The sequence below is a fragment of the Kitasatospora sp. NPDC127121 genome, assembly GCF_042677305.1.
GTDB lineage: Bacteria > Actinomycetota > Actinomycetes > Streptomycetales > Streptomycetaceae > Kitasatospora.
The window spans coordinates 16,626-32,521 of sequence record NZ_JBHXTQ010000021.1; the positions used below are offsets into that span (position 1 = coordinate 16,626).

General features: G+C 68.5%; 22 protein-coding genes. All 22 read right to left on the bottom strand.

The features are described 5' to 3' along the window. Nucleotides 1-119: 119 nt before the first annotated feature. On the bottom strand, nucleotides 120-1,484 hold the full coding sequence (gene glmM / locus ACFVHI_RS13550; RefSeq protein ID WP_063348982.1) for a phosphoglucosamine mutase: 1,365 nt from the start codon (nucleotides 1,482-1,484) through the stop codon (nucleotides 120-122). Between the two features lie 165 nt (nucleotides 1,485-1,649). Beyond that, a complete protein-coding gene (rpsI, locus tag ACFVHI_RS13555) occupies nucleotides 1,650-2,180 on the bottom strand; it encodes a 30S ribosomal protein S9 (protein ID WP_107452914.1) in 531 nt (176 codons plus the stop codon). Between the two features lie 33 nt (nucleotides 2,181-2,213). Beyond that, a complete protein-coding gene (gene rplM, locus ACFVHI_RS13560) occupies nucleotides 2,214-2,657 on the bottom strand; it encodes a 50S ribosomal protein L13 (protein ID WP_063348980.1) in 444 nt (147 codons plus the stop codon). 235 nt (nucleotides 2,658-2,892) lie between these two features. Then, nucleotides 2,893-4,551, bottom strand: a complete 1,659-nt coding sequence (locus ACFVHI_RS13565; RefSeq protein ID WP_063348979.1) for an ABC-F family ATP-binding cassette domain-containing protein — start codon at nucleotides 4,549-4,551, stop codon at nucleotides 2,893-2,895. Between the two features lie 41 nt (nucleotides 4,552-4,592). Next, the gene (truA, locus tag ACFVHI_RS13570) at nucleotides 4,593-5,504 is read right to left on the bottom strand and encodes a tRNA pseudouridine(38-40) synthase TruA (protein WP_244293441.1); all 912 of its coding nucleotides are present in this window, start codon (nucleotides 5,502-5,504) and stop codon (nucleotides 4,593-4,595) included. A 76-nt stretch (nucleotides 5,505-5,580) separates the two neighbouring features. Further along, complete coding sequence (gene rplQ / locus ACFVHI_RS13575) at nucleotides 5,581-6,054, bottom strand: 50S ribosomal protein L17 (protein ID WP_063348978.1); 474 nt, start codon at nucleotides 6,052-6,054, stop codon at nucleotides 5,581-5,583. Nucleotides 6,055-6,181: 127 nt separating this feature from the next. Beyond that, complete coding sequence (locus tag ACFVHI_RS13580; RefSeq protein ID WP_030232516.1) at nucleotides 6,182-7,204, bottom strand: DNA-directed RNA polymerase subunit alpha; 1,023 nt, start codon at nucleotides 7,202-7,204, stop codon at nucleotides 6,182-6,184. 146 nt (nucleotides 7,205-7,350) lie between these two features. Further along, nucleotides 7,351-7,758: a 30S ribosomal protein S11 gene (gene rpsK, locus ACFVHI_RS13585; RefSeq protein ID WP_030232513.1), complete on the bottom strand. Its 408-nt coding sequence runs from the start codon at nucleotides 7,756-7,758 to the stop codon at nucleotides 7,351-7,353. A gap of 72 nt (nucleotides 7,759-7,830) precedes the next feature. Beyond that, nucleotides 7,831-8,211, bottom strand: coding sequence for a 30S ribosomal protein S13 (rpsM, locus tag ACFVHI_RS13590; RefSeq protein ID WP_063348977.1), 381 nt, complete (start codon nucleotides 8,209-8,211; stop codon nucleotides 7,831-7,833). 178 nt (nucleotides 8,212-8,389) lie between these two features. Continuing rightward, a complete protein-coding gene (gene rpmJ / locus ACFVHI_RS13595; RefSeq protein WP_003956441.1) occupies nucleotides 8,390-8,503 on the bottom strand; it encodes a 50S ribosomal protein L36 in 114 nt (37 codons plus the stop codon). A gap of 32 nt (nucleotides 8,504-8,535) precedes the next feature. Next, nucleotides 8,536-8,757 carry a translation initiation factor IF-1 gene (gene infA, locus ACFVHI_RS13600; protein WP_014047798.1) on the bottom strand — a complete coding sequence of 74 codons (222 nt, stop codon included), beginning with the start codon at nucleotides 8,755-8,757 and terminating at the stop codon, nucleotides 8,536-8,538. A gap of 205 nt (nucleotides 8,758-8,962) precedes the next feature. Further along, a complete protein-coding gene (mscL, locus tag ACFVHI_RS13605; RefSeq protein ID WP_063348976.1) occupies nucleotides 8,963-9,388 on the bottom strand; it encodes a large conductance mechanosensitive channel protein MscL in 426 nt (141 codons plus the stop codon). A 152-nt stretch (nucleotides 9,389-9,540) separates the two neighbouring features. Next, on the bottom strand, nucleotides 9,541-10,380 hold the full coding sequence (gene map / locus ACFVHI_RS13610; RefSeq protein ID WP_063348975.1) for a type I methionyl aminopeptidase: 840 nt from the start codon (nucleotides 10,378-10,380) through the stop codon (nucleotides 9,541-9,543). A 108-nt stretch (nucleotides 10,381-10,488) separates the two neighbouring features. Further along, on the bottom strand, nucleotides 10,489-11,142 hold the full coding sequence (locus ACFVHI_RS13615) for an adenylate kinase (RefSeq protein WP_063348974.1): 654 nt from the start codon (nucleotides 11,140-11,142) through the stop codon (nucleotides 10,489-10,491). Next, complete coding sequence (secY, locus tag ACFVHI_RS13620) at nucleotides 11,142-12,452, bottom strand: preprotein translocase subunit SecY (protein WP_063348973.1); 1,311 nt, start codon at nucleotides 12,450-12,452, stop codon at nucleotides 11,142-11,144. The genes ACFVHI_RS13615 and secY overlap by 1 nt, the downstream gene beginning before the upstream one ends. 322 nt (nucleotides 12,453-12,774) lie before the next feature. Further along, nucleotides 12,775-13,227: a 50S ribosomal protein L15 gene (rplO, locus tag ACFVHI_RS13625; RefSeq protein WP_063348972.1), complete on the bottom strand. Its 453-nt coding sequence runs from the start codon at nucleotides 13,225-13,227 to the stop codon at nucleotides 12,775-12,777. 2 nt (nucleotides 13,228-13,229) lie between these two features. Beyond that, a complete protein-coding gene (gene rpmD / locus ACFVHI_RS13630) occupies nucleotides 13,230-13,412 on the bottom strand; it encodes a 50S ribosomal protein L30 (protein WP_030251557.1) in 183 nt (60 codons plus the stop codon). Then, on the bottom strand, nucleotides 13,412-14,035 hold the full coding sequence (rpsE, locus tag ACFVHI_RS13635; RefSeq protein WP_030055834.1) for a 30S ribosomal protein S5: 624 nt from the start codon (nucleotides 14,033-14,035) through the stop codon (nucleotides 13,412-13,414). The genes rpmD and rpsE overlap by 1 nt, the downstream gene beginning before the upstream one ends. A 48-nt stretch (nucleotides 14,036-14,083) precedes the next feature. Then, nucleotides 14,084-14,467, bottom strand: a complete 384-nt coding sequence (gene rplR / locus ACFVHI_RS13640) for a 50S ribosomal protein L18 (RefSeq protein ID WP_030280785.1) — start codon at nucleotides 14,465-14,467, stop codon at nucleotides 14,084-14,086. Between the two features lie 3 nt (nucleotides 14,468-14,470). Beyond that, the gene (gene rplF, locus ACFVHI_RS13645; RefSeq protein WP_063348971.1) at nucleotides 14,471-15,010 is read right to left on the bottom strand and encodes a 50S ribosomal protein L6; all 540 of its coding nucleotides are present in this window, start codon (nucleotides 15,008-15,010) and stop codon (nucleotides 14,471-14,473) included. 22 nt (nucleotides 15,011-15,032) lie between these two features. Then, complete coding sequence (rpsH, locus tag ACFVHI_RS13650) at nucleotides 15,033-15,440, bottom strand: 30S ribosomal protein S8 (RefSeq protein WP_030055831.1); 408 nt, start codon at nucleotides 15,438-15,440, stop codon at nucleotides 15,033-15,035. 270 nt (nucleotides 15,441-15,710) lie between these two features. Continuing rightward, nucleotides 15,711-15,896 carry a type Z 30S ribosomal protein S14 gene (locus ACFVHI_RS13655; RefSeq protein WP_030393303.1) on the bottom strand — a complete coding sequence of 62 codons (186 nt, stop codon included), beginning with the start codon at nucleotides 15,894-15,896 and terminating at the stop codon, nucleotides 15,711-15,713.

Sequence of the window (15,896 nt, forward strand, 5' to 3'; positions counted from 1 at the left end):
CCTTGATCCTCCTGATGGGGGCGCACCACACGGTCCGCGGGGCGCTGCTGCGCAAGCTCTGACACCGTTGCGAGGGACGGGGCCCCGCCGGGGGGGGGCCCCCTTCCGTCGTGCCGGGCTCAGCCCAGGTGCGTCCGCACGGCCTCGGCCAGCCGCTGCGCGACGGACTCGGCCTGCACCGGGTCGGCGGCCTCGACCATGACCCGGACCAGCGGCTCGGTGCCGGACGGGCGCAGCAGCACCCGGCCGGTGGAGCCCAGTTCGGCCTCGGCCTCGGCGACCGCGGCGGCCAGCTCGACGCTGGTGTTCACCCGGCTCTTGTCGACGCCCTTGACGTTGATCAGCTGCTGCGGCAGACGGGTCATCACGGCGGCCAGGTCGGCCAGCGGCTGCTTGGTGCTGGCCAGGCGGGCACCCAGCATGAGGCCGGTCAGGGTGCCGTCGCCGGTGGTGGCGTGGTCGAGCAGGATGACGTGGCCGGACTGCTCGCCGCCCAGCGCGAAGCCGTGCTCCTTCATCGCCTCCAGCACGTAGCGGTCGCCGACGGCGGTCTCCACCAGGTCGACGCCCTCGCGCTCCATCGCCAGCTTGAAGCCGAGGTTGGACATCACGGTGGCCACTGCGGTGTTGCGGCGCAGGGTGCCGGCGTCCTTCATGGCGACGGCCAGGATGGCGATGATCTGGTCACCGTCCACCTCGTTGCCGTCGGCGTCGGCGGCCAGACAGCGGTCGGCGTCGCCGTCGAGGGCGATGCCGAGGTCGGCGCGGTACTCCGTCATGGCGGCCTGCAGCCGGTCCAGGTGGGTGGAGCCGACGCCGTCGTTGATGTTGAGGCCGGTGGGCTCCGCCCCCAGGGTGTGGACGACCTCGGCGCCGGCCCGGGCGAAGGCCTCGGGGGCGACGTAGGCGGCCGCGCCGTGGGCGCCGTCGATGACGACCTTGATGCCGTCGAGGCGGTTGGGCAGCACGCCGATCAGGTGGGCGACGTACTTGTCGAAGCCCTCGGTGTACTCGCGCACCCGGCCGACGGCGGCGCCGGTCGGCCGGTTCCAGTCCTCGCTGCCGAGCGTGTGCGTGCGGTAGTGGGCCTCGATCGCGTCCTCGATGCGGTCGTCCAGCTTGTGGCCGCCGCGGGCGAGGAACTTGATGCCGTTGTCGGGCATCGCGTTGTGGCTGGCGGAGAGCATCACGCCGAAGTCGGCGCCGAGCGCGCCGGTGAGGTACGCCACGGCCGGGGTCGGCAGCACGCCGACCCGGAGCACGTCGACGCCGGCGCTCGCCAGGCCGGCGATGACGGCGGCCTCCAGGAACTCGCCCGAGGCACGCGGGTCCCGGCCGACCACCGCGACCGGCCGGTGGCCCTCGAAGGCGCCGGCCTCGCCGAGCACATGGGCCGCCGCGACCGACAGCCCGAGCGCGAGCTCGGCCGTCAGGCCCACGTTGGCCACCCCGCGCACGCCGTCCGTACCGAAGAGTCGTCCCACTGTCCCGTCCTCCATCACCACTGCTCGGAACCCAACCGATGGCACCCGGCCGCCGCACGATAGCCGGGGAACACGTCGCCCCGGAGTACACGTGGTACTCCGGGGCGACGGTTCGCGCAACCAGGGGGTGCGCCGCCAGGGCGGGCCGCACCCCCAGGGGCGCGATTAGCGCTTGCTGTACTGCGGCGCCTTGCGGGCCTTCTTGAGACCGGCCTTCTTGCGCTCGACGGCGCGGGCGTCACGGGTCAGGAAGCCGGCCTTCTTCAGCGCGCCGCGGTTGTTGTCCACGTCGGCCTCGTTCAGGGCACGGGCCACGCCGAGGCGCAGCGCGTAGGCCTGGCCGGAGACGCCGCCACCGGAGATGCGGGCGACGACGTCGTAACGGCCGTCAAGCTCGAGGAGCTTGAAGGGCTCGTTCACGGTCTGCTGGTGCACCTTGTTGGGGAAGTAGTTCTCCAGGGTGCGACCGTTGATCTTCCACTGGCCGGTGCCGGGGACGATGCGCACGCGGGCGATCGCCTCCTTGCGACGGCCGAGGCCGGCGCCCGGGATGGCCTCGCCGAAGCGGCCGGCCAGCGACTCGGAGGTGTACTCGCCCTCGGAGGTGTACTCGCCCTCGACAGCCTCAACGGCCTCGTCGAAGTCGACCTCAAGGGTCTCGGTGGTTTCAGTGGTCTCGGCCACGGTGTTCCTCAGCTCTTTTCAGTGTTGGGGGGCTTGGTGGCCGAATTACTGCGCGACCTGGGTGATCTCGAACGGCACCGGCTGCTGGGCAGCGTGCGGGTGCTGGTCGCCCGAGTAGACCTTCAGCTTCGAGAGCATCTGGCGGCCCAGGCTGTTCTTGGGGATCATGCCCTTGATGGCCTTCTCGACGGCCTTCTCCGGGTTGTTCGCCAGCAGGTCGTCGTAGCGCACCGACCGCAGACCACCCGGGAAGCCAGAGTGGCGGTAGGCCAGCTTCTGGGTCTTCTTGTTACCGGACAGGTGCACCTTGTCGGCGTTGATGATGATGACGAAGTCACCAGTGTCAACGTGCGGCGCGTAGATCGCCTTGTGCTTACCCCGGAGGAGGTTGGCGGCCTGGGAAGCCAGGCGGCCGAGCACGACGTCGTTCGCGTCGATGACGTGCCACTGACGCTGGACGTCGCCGGGCTTGGGGCTGTACGTACGCACGGTCGTATGCCTTCGCTTTTCAGTGAGTGAGTCCTGACAGGAGCACCTGGGACGGCAGAGCAGCCTGGTCAACCTTGGACGCAATTCAAGGGGGACCGCTGGTCGTCGAACCTGATGTCTCCGGCGTACCGACCTCTCACGTGAGATAGAGCGAGCCAATACGCACATCAAGCGTCCAGGTTACCGGGCGGGCGGGTGGGGGTCAAAAATCGGCTTCCCCCACCCCCGCCGTCACTCAGCGTTCGCGCTCCACCCGGCTGACGTCCCAGACCGGCTCGGGCGACTCGTAGACCCGGCCGTCGGCGCCGAACACCAGGTAGCGGTCGAAGGTCTTGGCGAACCAGCGGTCGTGGGTGACGCACAGCACGGTGCCGTCGAAGGCCTCCAGCCCGGCCTGCAGCGCCTCGGCGCTGTCCAGGTCCAGGTTGTCGGTCGGCTCGTCGAGCAACAGGGCCGTCACGCCGGAGAGTTCGAGCTTGAGGATCATCAGCCGGGCCTGCTGCCCACCGGACAGCGACTCGAACTTCTGCTCCTCCTGCCGGTCCAGCTCGTAGCGGCGCAGCGCGCCCATCGCGGCGCTGCGGCTGAGCGCGTGCTCCTCCTCGACGATCGAGCGCACCGTCCGGCCGAACAGCTCCGGGTGGGCGTGGGTCTGCCGGAAGTGACCGGGGACGACCCGGGCGCCGAGCTTCCAGGTGCCGGTGTGCGCGACGCTCTCGTCGCCCGCCAGCAGCCGCAGGAAGTGCGACTTGCCGGAGCCGTTGGAGCCGAGCACGGCAACCCGCTCGCCGTAGAACACCTCCAGGTCGAAGGGCTTCATCAGGCCGGTGAGCTCCAGCTGCTCCACGGTGAAGGAGCGCACGCCGGTACGCCCGCCCTTGAGCCGCATGGTGATGCTCTGCTCGCGCGGGGGCTCCTCCGGGCGGCCGGCCTCCTCGAACTTCTTCAGCCGGGTCTGGGCGGCGGCGTAGCGGGTGGCGAGCGCGTGGCTGACGGAGGCCGCCTGGCGCAGGGTGACGACCAGCTTCTTGAGCTTGGCGTGTTCCTCGTCCCAGCGCCGGCCCAGCTCCTCGAAGCGCGCGAAGCGGTCCTTGCGGGCCTCGTGGAAGCTGTCGAAGCCGCCGCCGTGCACCCAGACGCTGCTCCCGGCCGCGCCGGACTCGACGGCAATGATCTTGTCGGCGGCCTCGGAGAGCAGCTCGCGGTCGTGCGAGATGAACAGGACGGTCTTCGAGGTGGCCTTGAGGGCCTCCTCCAGCCAGCGCTTGCCCGGGACGTCCAGGTAGTTGTCGGGCTCGTCGAGCAGCAGCACCTCTTCGGGGCCGCGCAGCAGCGCCTCCAGGACGAGCCGCTTCTGCTCGCCGCCCGAGAGGGTGTTCAGGCCGCGCCACTGGGCCTTGTCGAAGGGCATCCCGAGGGCCGCCATGGTGCAGACGTCCCAGTCGGTCTCGTAGTCGTAGCCGCCGACGTCGGCCCAGTCGGAGAGCGCCTGGGCATAGGCCATCTGGGTCTTCTCGTCGTCCTGGGCGATCATCGCCAGTTCGGCGGCGTCCACCGCGCGGGCGGCGACGGCGATCCGCGCGGGGGCGACGGACACCAGCAGGTCGCGGACCGAGGCGTCCGGCGCCAGCGCGCCCGGGGTGGCCCGCTCGTCCTCGCGGCCGGTGGTGCCGACGAACTGGCGCATCACGCCGAGCCCGCCGCTGATCGTCACCGTGCCGCCGTGCGGCTGGAGGTCCCCCGCGATCATCCGCAGCAGGGTGGTCTTGCCGGCCCCGTTGGCGCCGACCAGGGCGACCGCGGCGCCCTCACCGACCCGGAAGGACGCGTCGTCGAACAGCACCCGCCCGTCCGGCAGGTAGTACTCCAGGTGCGAAATCTCGACGTGTCCCATGCGGACGATTGTCCCAAGCCGATGCGCCTGGCCCAAACGGATTACCCGACGGGCGGCTGACCGGGCAGTGTGCGCAGCCGCCTGGCCTGGCGGTTCCGCTCGGCGAGCTGGTCGTCCGGCGGGTAGCCGACTTCCTCAAGGGTGAGCCCGTACGGCCGGATCACGTTGACGGCCGAGTTGCGGACCCCGCCGGCCAGCACCTCGCCGGGGAACTCCACCGGCCGGTGCCCGTCGCCGACCAGCAGCATCGCCCCGACCAGCGCCCGGACCATGTTGTGGCAGAACGCGTCGGCGCGGACGGTGGCGACCGCCAGCGAGCCCTCCTGGGCGGCGTAGGAGTCCACCGGGACGCGGTCCCAGTGCAGCTCCAGCAGGGTGCGGATGGTGGTGGCGCCCTCGCGCTTCTTGCAGTACGCGGCGAAGTCGTGCTCGCCGAGCAGCAGCTTCGCGGCCTCGTTCATCCGGTCGACGTCCAGCGGGCGGTCGTGCCAGAGCACGTGCCCGCGCAGCAGCGGGTCGACCCCGCCGGGGTGGTCGGCGACCCGGTAGGCGTAGCGGCGCCAGATCGCCGAGAAGCGGGCGTCGAACCCGGCCGGCGCCTCGCCGACCCGGTAGATCCGGATGTCCCCGGGCAGCCGGCCGGCCAGCCGGCGCATCAGCTTCTCGCGGTGCGCCTCCCACAGCTCGGCCGGCAGGTCGACGTGCGCGACCTGGCCGCGGGCGTGCACCCCGGCGTCGGTGCGCCCGGCCACGGTCAGCGGGAACAGCTCGGGGCTGCGGGTGACGATCTGCAGCGCGCTCTCGATCTCCTCCTGGACCGTCCGGCGGCCGCCGCGCTGGCGGGCCCAGCCGGAGAACTCGGCGCCCTGGTAGGCGAGATCGAGCCGGACCCGGACGCACCCGTCGGCCGGGCCGTCCTTCACCGGCGGCTGCTCGGCGCAATCGTTGACCACAATCCACTCCAGACAGAAGGAACGGGCCCGCTCCCCCACGGATGGGAGAGCGGGCCCGCGACCACACCTAGCGGTGTCAGGCCTGCTCGGCCTCGACGGCCTCGTCGGCCTTGGCCTCGACCTTGGCGTCGGCCTCCTTGACGGCGCGCTTGGTGGCGCCCTCGGCCTCGCCGACGGCGGTCTGCGCGACGGTCAGCGCCTCGACCAGCTCGATCACGGCCATCGGGGCGTTGTCGCCACGACGGGGACCGATCTTGGTGATACGGGTGTAACCACCCGGGCGGTTCTCGTAGCGCGGCGCGATCTCGGTGAAGAGGGTGTGCAGCACGGCGATGTCGGTGATCGTCTTGCGCACCAGGCGACGGTTGTGGATGTCGCCCTTCTTCGCCTTGGTGATCAGCTTCTCCGCCAGCGGGCGCATCCGACGGGCCTTGGCCTCGGTCGTGGTGATGCGGCCGTACTGGAACAGCTCCCGGCACAGACCGGCGAGCAGCAGCGGCTCGTGGTGCGGGCCGCCGCCGAGGCGGGCACCCTTGGTGGGACGCGGCATGGATGACTCCTTGAATCTCCGACTACGGCCGTATCAGGTACCGCAGCGGGCGTCCGGGCACTGTTGCCCGGACGACTTTCACGACGACGGGGGCGGTCCGGTGGAACCGCCCCCGCGGCCAAATCTCTTAGTACTGCTCGGTCTCGGCGTAACCCGCGTCGTCCAGGTCGTCGGCGCCGAAGGCGTCGGCGGCGGCGGTCGGGTCGAACCCGGGCGGGCTGTCCTTGAGGGCCAGGCCCATGCCGGCCAGCTTCGCCTTGACCTCGTCGATCGACTTCGCACCGAAGTTGCGGATGTCGAGCAGGTCGGCCTCGGAGCGGGCGACGAGCTCACCCACGGTGTGGATGCCCTCGCGCTTGAGGCAGTTGTAGGAGCGGACGGTGAGTTCCAGCTCCTCGATCGGCAGCGCCAGGTCGGCGGCCAGGGCGGCGTCCGTCGGGGACGGGCCCATGTCGATGCCCTCGGCGTCGATGTTCAGCTCGCGGGCGAGACCGAACAGCTCCACCAGGGTCTTGCCGGCCGAGGCCATGGCGTCACGCGGACGCATGGCGGGCTTGGTCTCGACGTCGACGATCAGCTTGTCGAAGTCGGTCCGCTGCTCGACACGGGTGGCCTCGACCTTGTAGGTGACCTTCAGCACGGGGCTGTAGATCGAGTCGACCGGGATGCGGCCGATCTCCTGGCCGGAGGCCTTGTTCTGGACGGCGGAGACGTAGCCGCGACCGCGCTCGACGGTCAGCTCCATCTCCAGCTTGCCCTTGCCGTTCAGCGTGGCGAGGACCAGCTCCGGGTTGTGCACCTCGACACCCGCCGGCGGGGCGATGTCGGCGGCGGTGACGACACCCGGGCCCTGCTTGCGCAGGTACATCACGACCGGCTCGTCGTGCTCCGAGGAGACGACCAGCTGCTTGATGTTGAGGATGAGGTCGGTCACGTCCTCCTTGACGCCCGGCACGGTGGTGAACTCGTGCAGGACGCCGTCGACGCGGATGCTGGTGACAGCGGCACCCGGGATCGACGACAGGAGCGTGCGGCGCAGGGAGTTGCCGAGGGTGTAGCCGAAGCCCGGCTCCAGCGGCTCGATCACGAACCGCGAGCGGAACTCGTCGACGACCTCTTCGGTCAGCGAGGGGCGCTGAGCGATAAGCATGGGGGGTATTCCTCCAGTTGTCTTCGGCACCCACTATTTGATGCCGACAGGACCAAGCGTACGGGGTCCCGCGAACAGCGACGAATCACCGCGTGGGACCCCGTACGAAGGTTCAAAGCAGGTACTGCGAGCCCGAAGGCGCTGCGTCAGACGCGGCGGCGCTTCGGCGGACGGCAGCCGTTGTGCGGGGTGGGGGTGACGTCCTGGATCGAGCCGACCTCCAGGCCGGTGGCCTGGAGCGAGCGGATCGCGGTCTCGCGGCCGGAGCCCGGACCCTTGACGAAGACGTCAACCTTGCGCATGCCGTGCTCCTGCGCGCGACGGGCAGCGGCCTCGGCGGCCATCTGCGCGGCGAACGGGGTGGACTTGCGCGAGCCCTTGAAGCCGACGTGACCGGCGGAGGCCCAGGAGATCACGTTGCCCGCGGGGTCGGTGATCGAAACGATGGTGTTGTTGAACGTGCTCTTGATGTGCGCGTGGCCGTGAGCGACGTTCTTCTTTTCCTTGCGGCGGATCTTCTTCGCGCCGGCAGCCTGACGACCCTTGGGGGGCATAAGTCTGTTCTCCTACTGAGGTGGTCGGTCCGCTGACCCGCGGGCCGGAGGGATGTCCGGTTACGGGACGGACTACTTCTTGCCCGGCTTCTTCTTGCCGGCGATCGCGCGACGCGGGCCCTTGCGGGTACGCGCGTTGGTGTGGGTGCGCTGACCGCGGACCGGCAGGCCACGGCGGTGACGCAGACCCTCGTAGCAGCCGATCTCGACCTTGCGGCGGATGTCGGCGGCCACCTCACGGCGGAGGTCACCCTCGACCGTGTAGTTGGCGTCGATGTACTGGCCCAGCTTCACGAGGTCTTCCTCGGAGATGTCGCGAACGCGGACATCCGGGTTGACACCGGTCTCGACCAGGGTCTGCTGGGCGCGGGTACGGCCGATGCCGTACACGTAGGTAAGGGCGATCTCGATCCGCTTCTCACGGGGGAGATCAACGCCGGCGAGGCGTGCCATTCAAGGCTCCTGTGCTTTTTCAGAGGTCTTGCGTGCTACCTACTCCTTCGCCTCTCGACGATGGAGCCCCGGCCTCTGACCGGGGGTGGCAGTCCGTCCCTTCGTGGGGGCGGATCGGGTAGCCCGCTTATGACGTTTTCGCGTCGCGCGAAGTACTACGAGAAATGCTGGGGAGAGATCAGCCCTGGCGCTGCTTGTGGCGCAGGTTGTCGCAGATCACCATGACCCGGCCGTGGCGGCGGATCACCTTGCACTTGTCGCAGATCTTCTTGACGCTCGGCTTGACCTTCATGTTCAGGTTCTCCGGGTCTAGATCTGACGTTCTTACTTGTAGCGGTAGACGATCCGCCCGCGCGTGAGGTCGTAGGGGCTGAGCTCCACGACGACCCGGTCGTCCGGCAGGATGCGGATGTAGTGCATGCGCATCTTGCCACTGATGTGCGCGAGGACCTTGTGACCGTTCTGCAGCTCGACCCTGAACATCGCGTTCGGAAGAGACTCGATCACGGTGCCCTCGATCTCAATGGCGCCTTGCTTCTTAGCCATGAACTGCGAGATCCACCTTCCGGGACCGGCTACCGTATGCGGCACGCTCGTGCGAACCTGGGTTCACCCCGCCCCCGAAGGGAAGAGGGCGTGCTGAAGCACGCTACGAGTGAGCCGACGGTCCATCCTACGCCAGCGCGCCCGGTGGGCCAAAACGAGATCCCCCGAAGGCGGCCACCGTGACGTTCCGGCTGGTCCCGGCGGGTCAGAACCCGGCGGTGACCTTCAGCGGCTCGACGTGGGCGGTGCAGGCCGCGCAGCGGCGGGCGGCCTCGGGGATCTCGGTCAGGCACTCGGGGCAGGGCCGCTTGGGGGTCTTCGCCTTCTTCGGCAGGTACCGCGCGGTCGCCTTGGTGACCGGCAGCACGACGCAGAAGTACAGCACCGCCGCGGTCATCACGAAGGCGATCAGCACGTTGAGGAACTGGCCGTACGGGAAGGTGACCCCGGCCACCGTCGCCTTGTACGAGCTGAAGTCGCCGGCCGCGCCGACCACGACGCCGACCAGCGGGGTGAGGAAGGCCGACACGAAGCCGGTCACCACGCCGGTGAACGCGGCACCGATGACGACGCCGACCGCCATGTCGACCACGTTGCCGCGCATCATGAAGTCGCGGAATCCCTTGAGCACTGCACTCTCCCGATCGATCGAAGCTGCTGAAGCCGCTACTGAAGCCGCTGCCAGCCGATAAAAATAGGACAAAAGCCCTGGGGGTCCAAACCCCCAGGGCCCTGATCCCTTGTCAGCAGCGGAAGTTGGCCGCTCAGCCGACCGTCGTGAGACTAACCGAGCGGGTCCGGGGCGGCGGTGATGCCCAGCTTCGCGAGCTCCGCCTTGCCGCCGTCGAAGGCCGTCAGGACCAGCGGGCCCTGCTCGGTGACGGCCACCGAGTGCTCCCAGTGCGAGGCCCAGGTGCCGTCGTTGGTGACGACCGTCCAGTCGTCCTCCAACACGGCGGTGTGCGGGGTGCCCAGCGAGACCATCGGCTCGATCGCCAGCACGGTGCCGGGGATCAGCTTCGGGCCCTTGCCGCGGCCGCGCTCGACGTAGTTCAGCACGTGCGGCTCCATGTGCATCGCGGTGCCGATGCCGTGGCCGCCGTAGCCCTCGGTGATGCCCCACTTGCCCTTGGGGGGCAGCGGCTGGCGGCGGATGAAGCCCTCGATCGCCTTGGAGACGTCGACCAGGCGGTTGTTCTTCTTCATCTGGGCGATACCGGCCCACATCGAGCCCTCGGTCACCCGGCTCAGCATCTCGACCTCGGGACGGACCTCGCCGACCGCCACGGTGATCGCCGCGTCGCCGTGCCAGCCGTCCAGGATGGCGCCGCAGTCGATCGAGATGACGTCGCCCTCCTGGAGCACCCGGTCACCGGGGATGCCGTGCACGACCTCGTTGTTCACCGAGGCGCAGATCACCCCGGGGAACCACAGACCGCCGTGGTCGGCGCGGAAGTTGGAGGTCGCACCGTGGTCGGTGATGACCTTGTCCGCGATGTCGTTGAGCTCCTGGGTGGTCACCCCCGGGGCGACCGCCTCCCGGCAGGCCTTCAGCGCCTCGGCGACGACCAGCCCGGCCGCTCGCATCTTCGCGATCTGCTCGGGGGTCTTGATCTCCACCATCTGGTCACGCCTTCCACGTTCTGTTTGCCACTGCCTACCACCGTACGACGCCGTACGGCCGCGCCGCCCGGGATCGGGGAGCGCGGCCGTACGGCGTCGCCGGGAAACTCAGTTGTCCTGCTTCAGCGCCTCGATCGCGCGCCGGGTGACCTCGTCCACCTTGCCGAGGGCCGAGATGGTCGCCACCAGGCCCTGCTGGACGTAGTAGTCGATGATCGGCTCGGTCTCCGTGTGGTAGACCTCCAGCCGGGTGCGCACCTTGTCCTCGGTGTCGTCCGAGCGCTGGTACAGCTCGCCGCCGCACTCGTCGCAGACGCCCGCGGCCTTCGGCGGGTTGTAGTCCACGTGGAAGACGTGGCCCCCGTCGTTGCGGCACAGGCGGCGGCCGGCGATCCGGCGGACCACCTCGTCCTCGGGGACCTCCAGGTCCAGCACGCCGTCCAGCTTGATCCCCTGCTCGACGAGGAACTCGTCGAGCGCCTTGGCCTGGCCGAGGTTGCGGGGGAAGCCGTCGAGCAGGAAGCCGCCTGCGGCGTCCTCCTGGAGCATGCGGTCCTTGGCCATCCCGATGGTGACCTCATCCGGCACCAGACGGCCCGCGTCCATGTAGCTCTTGGCCTCGAGCCCCAGCGGGGTGCCCTGACCGATGTTGGCGCGGAACAGGTCGCCGGTGGAGATGTGGGGAATGGACAGGGTCTTGGCGAGCAGGTGCGCCTGAGTACCCTTCCCGGCCCCGGGAGGACCAACGAGGACGATACGCATCAGCGGAGGAACCCTTCGTAATTGCGCTGCTGGAGCTGGCTCTCGATCTGCTTCACAGTTTCGAGTCCGACGCCGACGACGATGAGCACGCTGGTGCCGCCGAACGGGAAGTTGGTCTGCTGTCCGAAGGCGACCAGGGCGATCATCGGGATCAACGCGATCAGGCCCAGGTAGAGCGAACCCGGCCACGTGATTCGGGTCAGCACGTAGTTCAGGTACTCGGCCGTCGGTCGGCCGGCCCGGATGCCCGGGATGAAGCCACCATACTTCTTCATATTGTCGGCAACTTCTTCGGGGTTGAAGGAGATCGCGACGTAGAAGAAGGCGAAGAAGACGATCAGCAGGAAGTAGGTCGCCATGTAGATCGGGTGGTCGCCCTTGACGAAGTGCTGGGTGACCCACACCGCCCAGCCCGACTGGCTACCGGTCAGCTGGACCACCAGGGCCGGGATGTACAGCAGCGACGAGGCGAAGATGACCGGGATGACACCGGCCTGGTTCACCTTGAGCGGGATGTAGGTCGACGTGCCGCCGAACGCCCGCCGGCCGATCATCCGCTTCGCGTACTGCACCGGGATCCGGCGCTGGGCCTGCTCGACGAAGATGACCAGCATCACAACGATGATGCCGACCGCGACCACGGACAGGAACTCGACCCAGCCGCCACCGATGGTGCCGGAGCCCTTGATCGCCCACATCGAGGACGGGAACTGCGCGGCGATCGAGGTGAAGATCAGCAGCGACATGCCGTTGCCGATGCCGCGGTCCGTGATCAGCTCGCCCAGCCACATGATCACCGTGGTGCCGGCGGTCATCGTGATCACCATGACGGCGATCCGGAACACGCTCGTGTCCGGGACGATCTGGTTGCCCACCGGGCAGCCGGAGAACAGCGCGCCGCTGGAGGCCGTCGCCACGATGCCGGTGCCCTGGAGCACGGCGAGCGCGATGGTCAGGTAGCGGGTGTACTGGGTGATCTTCGTCTGGCCGGCCTGGCCCTCCTTCTTCAGCGCTTCCAGTCGCGGGATCACGACCGTGAGGAGCTGGAGGATGATGCTCGCGGTGATGTACGGCATGATGCCGAGCGCGAAGATCGTCAGCTGGAGGAGCGCGCCACCGCTGAACAGGTTGACGAGCCCGAAGAGGCCGTTGTTCTTGGTGTCCTTCACACACTCGTTCACGGCCGTGAAGCTCACGCCGGGGATCGGAATGTGTGAGCCCAGGCGGAACAGCACCATGATGCCCAGCGTGAACAGCAGCTTCTTGCGCAGGTCGGGCGTCTGGAACGCCCGCGCGAACGCACTGAGCACGGTGCCTCCTGCGCCTCCCGCGCGTCGTCGGCGGGAGGGTCGGTCCTGAATGGGAGTTTTGGCGGTACGGGCTCCCGTACAGACGGCACAGGCGAGCCTACGCGCAGCCTACAAGGGAACTCCACGGACTCTAACAGTGCGCAGCCACTCGGAAGAAGCGCGTACCGCCCCTCCCCCACTCACGGGGTACGGGATGCCCGGGTTTGCCACACAAAAGAACGAGGACACGTCAACGGAATGCCCGGAAAACGCGATGCCCGGAAAACGCGCGAGCCCCGCACCTCCCGAAGGAGGTGCGGGGCTCGCACGGAAGTCAGCGGGCTCAGACGAGCTCGGTGACGGTACCGCCGGCGGCGGTGATCTTCTCGGTGGCGGAGCCGGAGACGGCGTCGACCGTCACCTGCAGCGCAACCGAGATCTCGCCGGTGCCGAGCACCTTGACGAGGGAGTTCTTGCGAACCGCGCCCTTGGCGACCAGGTCCTCGACGGTGACCTCTCCACCCTGCGGGTAGAGCTCGGCCAGCTTGTCGAGGTTGACGACCTGGAACGTGATCTTGAACGGGTTCTTGAAGCCCTTCAGCTTCGGCAGGCGCATGTGGAGCGGCATCTGGCCACCCTCGAAGCGCTGCGGAACCTGGTAGCGGGCCTTGGTGCCCTTGGTACCACGACCGGCGGTCTTACCCTTGGAGGCCTCACCACGACCCACGCGGATCTTGTCGGTCTTGGCACCCGGGGCGGGACGCAGGTTGTGGATCTTGATCGGGTTGTCGCCCATGATCAGTCCACCTCCTCAACCGTCACCAGGTGACGGACCGTTTGGGCCATCCCGCGAATCTCGGGACGGTCCTCCTTCACCACGACGTCGTGCATGCGCTTGAGACCAAGCGAACGCAGGGTGTCACGGTGATTCTGCTTGCTGCCGATGTACGACTTGGTCTGCGTGATCTTCAGGCGAGCCATCAGGCGCTCACCCCTGCAGCACGCGCCCGCAGCAGAGCAGCGGGAGCCACGTCCTCCAGCGGCAGGCCACGACGAGCGGCGATCTCCTCGGGGCGCACGAGGCCCTTCAGAGCAGCCACGGTGGCGTGCACGATGTTGATCGCGTTGTCCGAGCCGAGCGACTTCGACAGGATGTCGTGAATGCCGGCGCACTCCAGGACGGCGCGCACCGGACCACCGGCGATAACACCGGTACCGGGGGCGGCGGGCTTCAGGAGCACGACGCCGGCGGCCTTCTCACCCTGGATCGGGTGCGGGATGGTGCCCTGGATACGGGGGACCTTGAAGAAGTTCTTCTTGGCCTCCTCAACACCCTTGGCGATGGCGGCCGGAACCTCCTTCGCCTTCCCGTAACCGACACCCACGGTGCCGTCACCGTCGCCCACCACGACCAGCGCGGTGAAGCTGAAACGACGACCACCCTTGACAACCTTGGCGACACGGTTGATCGCGACAACGCGCTCGACGTAAGCGGTCTTCTCGACGGCGGGGGCGTTGCCCCGGTCGTCACGCTTACGGTCGCGCCGCTCGCCACCGCCGGTGCCACCGCCGGCGCCGCTACCGCGGCGCTGGGGTCCAGCCATTGGAATTACCTCTCTCGATTACGTCCGTCGACTGAGTCGACGAGCGGCTTAGAAGTCGAGCCCGGCCTCGCGAGCCGCGTCCGCCAGGGCGGCGATGCGGCCGGCGTACCGGTTGCCCGCGCGGTCGAAGACGACCGACTCGATGCCGGCGGCCTTGGCGCGCTCGGCGACCAGGCTCCCGACCTTCTTGGCCAGCTCGGTCTTGTCGCCCTCGGCGCCCTTGATGGACACGTCGAGGGTGGACGCCGACGCCAGGGTGTGACCCTTGGCGTCGTCGATGACCTGGGCGACCATGTGACGGTTCGAGCGCGTCACGACGAGGCGCGGACGCACCTCGGTGCCGACGACGCGCTTGCGAACGCGGATCGCGCGGCGCTTGCGAGCGGCGCTCTTGTAGGCGTTGCCCTTGCCGATCTTGACAGAGACGCTCATCGCTTACTTACCACTCTTTCCGACCTTGCGGCGGATGACCTCGCCCGCGTACTTGACGCCCTTGGCCTTGTACGGGTCGGGCTTGCGCAGCTTGCGGATCTTCGCGGCGACCTCGCCGACCTTCTGCTTGTCGATGCCGTCCACGTGGAACTTGGTGGCCGACTCGACGACGAAGGAAATGCCCTCAGGGGCCTCGACCAGGATCGGGTGGCTGTAGCCCAGCTGGAACTCCATGTCGGAGCCCTTCGCCAGAACTCGGTAGCCGACACCGCTGATCTCCAGCGACTTGCGGTAGCCCGCGGTCACGCCGGTGATCATGTTCGCCACCAGCGTGCGGGAAAGGCCGTGCAGGGCCTTCGACAGACGCTCGTCGTTGGGGCGGGTGACGAGCAGCGTGCCGTCCTCGCCCTTACCGATCTCGATCGGCGCGGCGACAACGTGGGTGAGGGAGCCCTTGGGGCCCTTCACCGAGACCGCCCGGCCATCGATGGTGACGTCCACGCCAGCGGGGACCTGGATGGGCAGCCGTCCAATGCGCGACATTGCTGTACCTCCGTTTCCCGAATTACCAGACGTAGGCGAGAACTTCTCCGCCTACGCCCTTCTTGGCGGCCTGCTTGTCGGTGAGGAGACCCGAGGACGTGGAGATGATCGCCACGCCCAGGCCGCCGAGCACCTTCGGCAGGTTGGTGGACTTTGCGTAGACCCGCAGGCCCGGCTTGCTGATCCGCTTGATGCCAGCGATCGAGCGCTCACGGTTGGGGCCGAACTTGAGCTCGATGGTCAGCTTCTTGCCGACCTCGCCCTCAACGGGCTCCTCAACCTTGTAGGAGGAGATGTACCCCTCCTGCTGCAGGATCTCGGCGACGTGCGCCTTGATCTTGCTGGCCGGCATCGCCACGGAATCGTGGTACGCCGAGTTAGCGTTACGCAGACGCGTGAGCATGTCTGCGATGGGGTCGGTCATGGTCATGATGGCCTCAGGCCTCTCTCGCCGTGGTTTCTCCGCGCCAGGTCCCCCTGCCGCACTCCGAGGAGTGCGGCAGGGGCACAGACGCAGGGGACCTGCGGCGTCGTAAGACTGGGTGCGAGCCCTCCGAAGAGGGTCGACGGCAGCTATGGAGCTCCCGCGACAGGGGGCCCGACCTCACTACCCTACGGGATTCCGTACGCAGCCCCAAAAAAGGGGCGCTGTGGGGTCGGGCACACCTGCTTCGCTATGGCATTACCGCGAGGTCCTGGACTACCAGGAGCTCTTGGTCACGCCCGGCAGCTCGCCGCGGTGCGCCATCTCACGAAGGCAGACACGGCAGAGGCCGAACTTGCGGTACACCGAGTGCGGACGGCCGCAGCGCTGGCACCGGGTGTAGGCCCGGACGCCGAACTTCGGCTTGCGCTCGGCCTTCGCGATGAGGGACTTCTTCGCCAT

What these genes read in the sequence shown, in the direction of transcription:
- ACFVHI_RS13565 (WP_063348979.1), bottom strand. Translation starts at nt 4,551, where the DNA reads ATGGGACACGTCGAGATTTCGCACCTGGAGTACTACCTGCCGGACGGG.
- rplQ (WP_063348978.1), bottom strand. Translation starts at nt 6,054, where the DNA reads ATGCCGCGTCCCACCAAGGGTGCCCGCCTCGGCGGCGGCCCGCACCAC.
- ACFVHI_RS13580 (WP_030232516.1), bottom strand. Translation starts at nt 7,204, where the DNA reads ATGCTTATCGCTCAGCGCCCCTCGCTGACCGAAGAGGTCGTCGACGAG.
- rpsK (WP_030232513.1), bottom strand. Translation starts at nt 7,758, where the DNA reads ATGCCCCCCAAGGGTCGTCAGGCTGCCGGCGCGAAGAAGATCCGCCGC.
- rpsM (WP_063348977.1), bottom strand. Translation starts at nt 8,211, where the DNA reads ATGGCACGCCTCGCCGGCGTTGATCTCCCCCGTGAGAAGCGGATCGAG.
- rpmJ (WP_003956441.1), bottom strand. Translation starts at nt 8,503, where the DNA reads ATGAAGGTCAAGCCGAGCGTCAAGAAGATCTGCGACAAGTGCAAGGTG.
- infA (WP_014047798.1), bottom strand. Translation starts at nt 8,757, where the DNA reads ATGGCTAAGAAGCAAGGCGCCATTGAGATCGAGGGCACCGTGATCGAG.
- map (WP_063348975.1), bottom strand. Translation starts at nt 10,380, where the DNA reads ATGGTGGAGATCAAGACCCCCGAGCAGATCGCGAAGATGCGAGCGGCC.
- ACFVHI_RS13615 (WP_063348974.1), bottom strand. Translation starts at nt 11,142, where the DNA reads ATGCGTATCGTCCTCGTTGGTCCTCCCGGGGCCGGGAAGGGTACTCAG.
- rplO (WP_063348972.1), bottom strand. Translation starts at nt 13,227, where the DNA reads ATGGGCGACAACCCGATCAAGATCCACAACCTGCGTCCCGCCCCGGGT.
- rpmD (WP_030251557.1), bottom strand. Translation starts at nt 13,412, where the DNA reads ATGGCTCGCCTGAAGATCACGCAGACCAAGTCGTACATCGGCAGCAAG.
- rpsE (WP_030055834.1), bottom strand. Translation starts at nt 14,035, where the DNA reads ATGGCTGGACCCCAGCGCCGCGGTAGCGGCGCCGGCGGTGGCACCGGC.
- rplR (WP_030280785.1), bottom strand. Translation starts at nt 14,467, where the DNA reads ATGAGCGTCTCTGTCAAGATCGGCAAGGGCAACGCCTACAAGAGCGCC.
- rplF (WP_063348971.1), bottom strand. Translation starts at nt 15,010, where the DNA reads ATGTCGCGCATTGGACGGCTGCCCATCCAGGTCCCCGCTGGCGTGGAC.
- rpsH (WP_030055831.1), bottom strand. Translation starts at nt 15,440, where the DNA reads ATGACCATGACCGACCCCATCGCAGACATGCTCACGCGTCTGCGTAAC.
- ACFVHI_RS13655 (WP_030393303.1), bottom strand. Translation starts at nt 15,896, where the DNA reads ATGGCGAAGAAGTCCCTCATCGCGAAGGCCGAGCGCAAGCCGAAGTTC.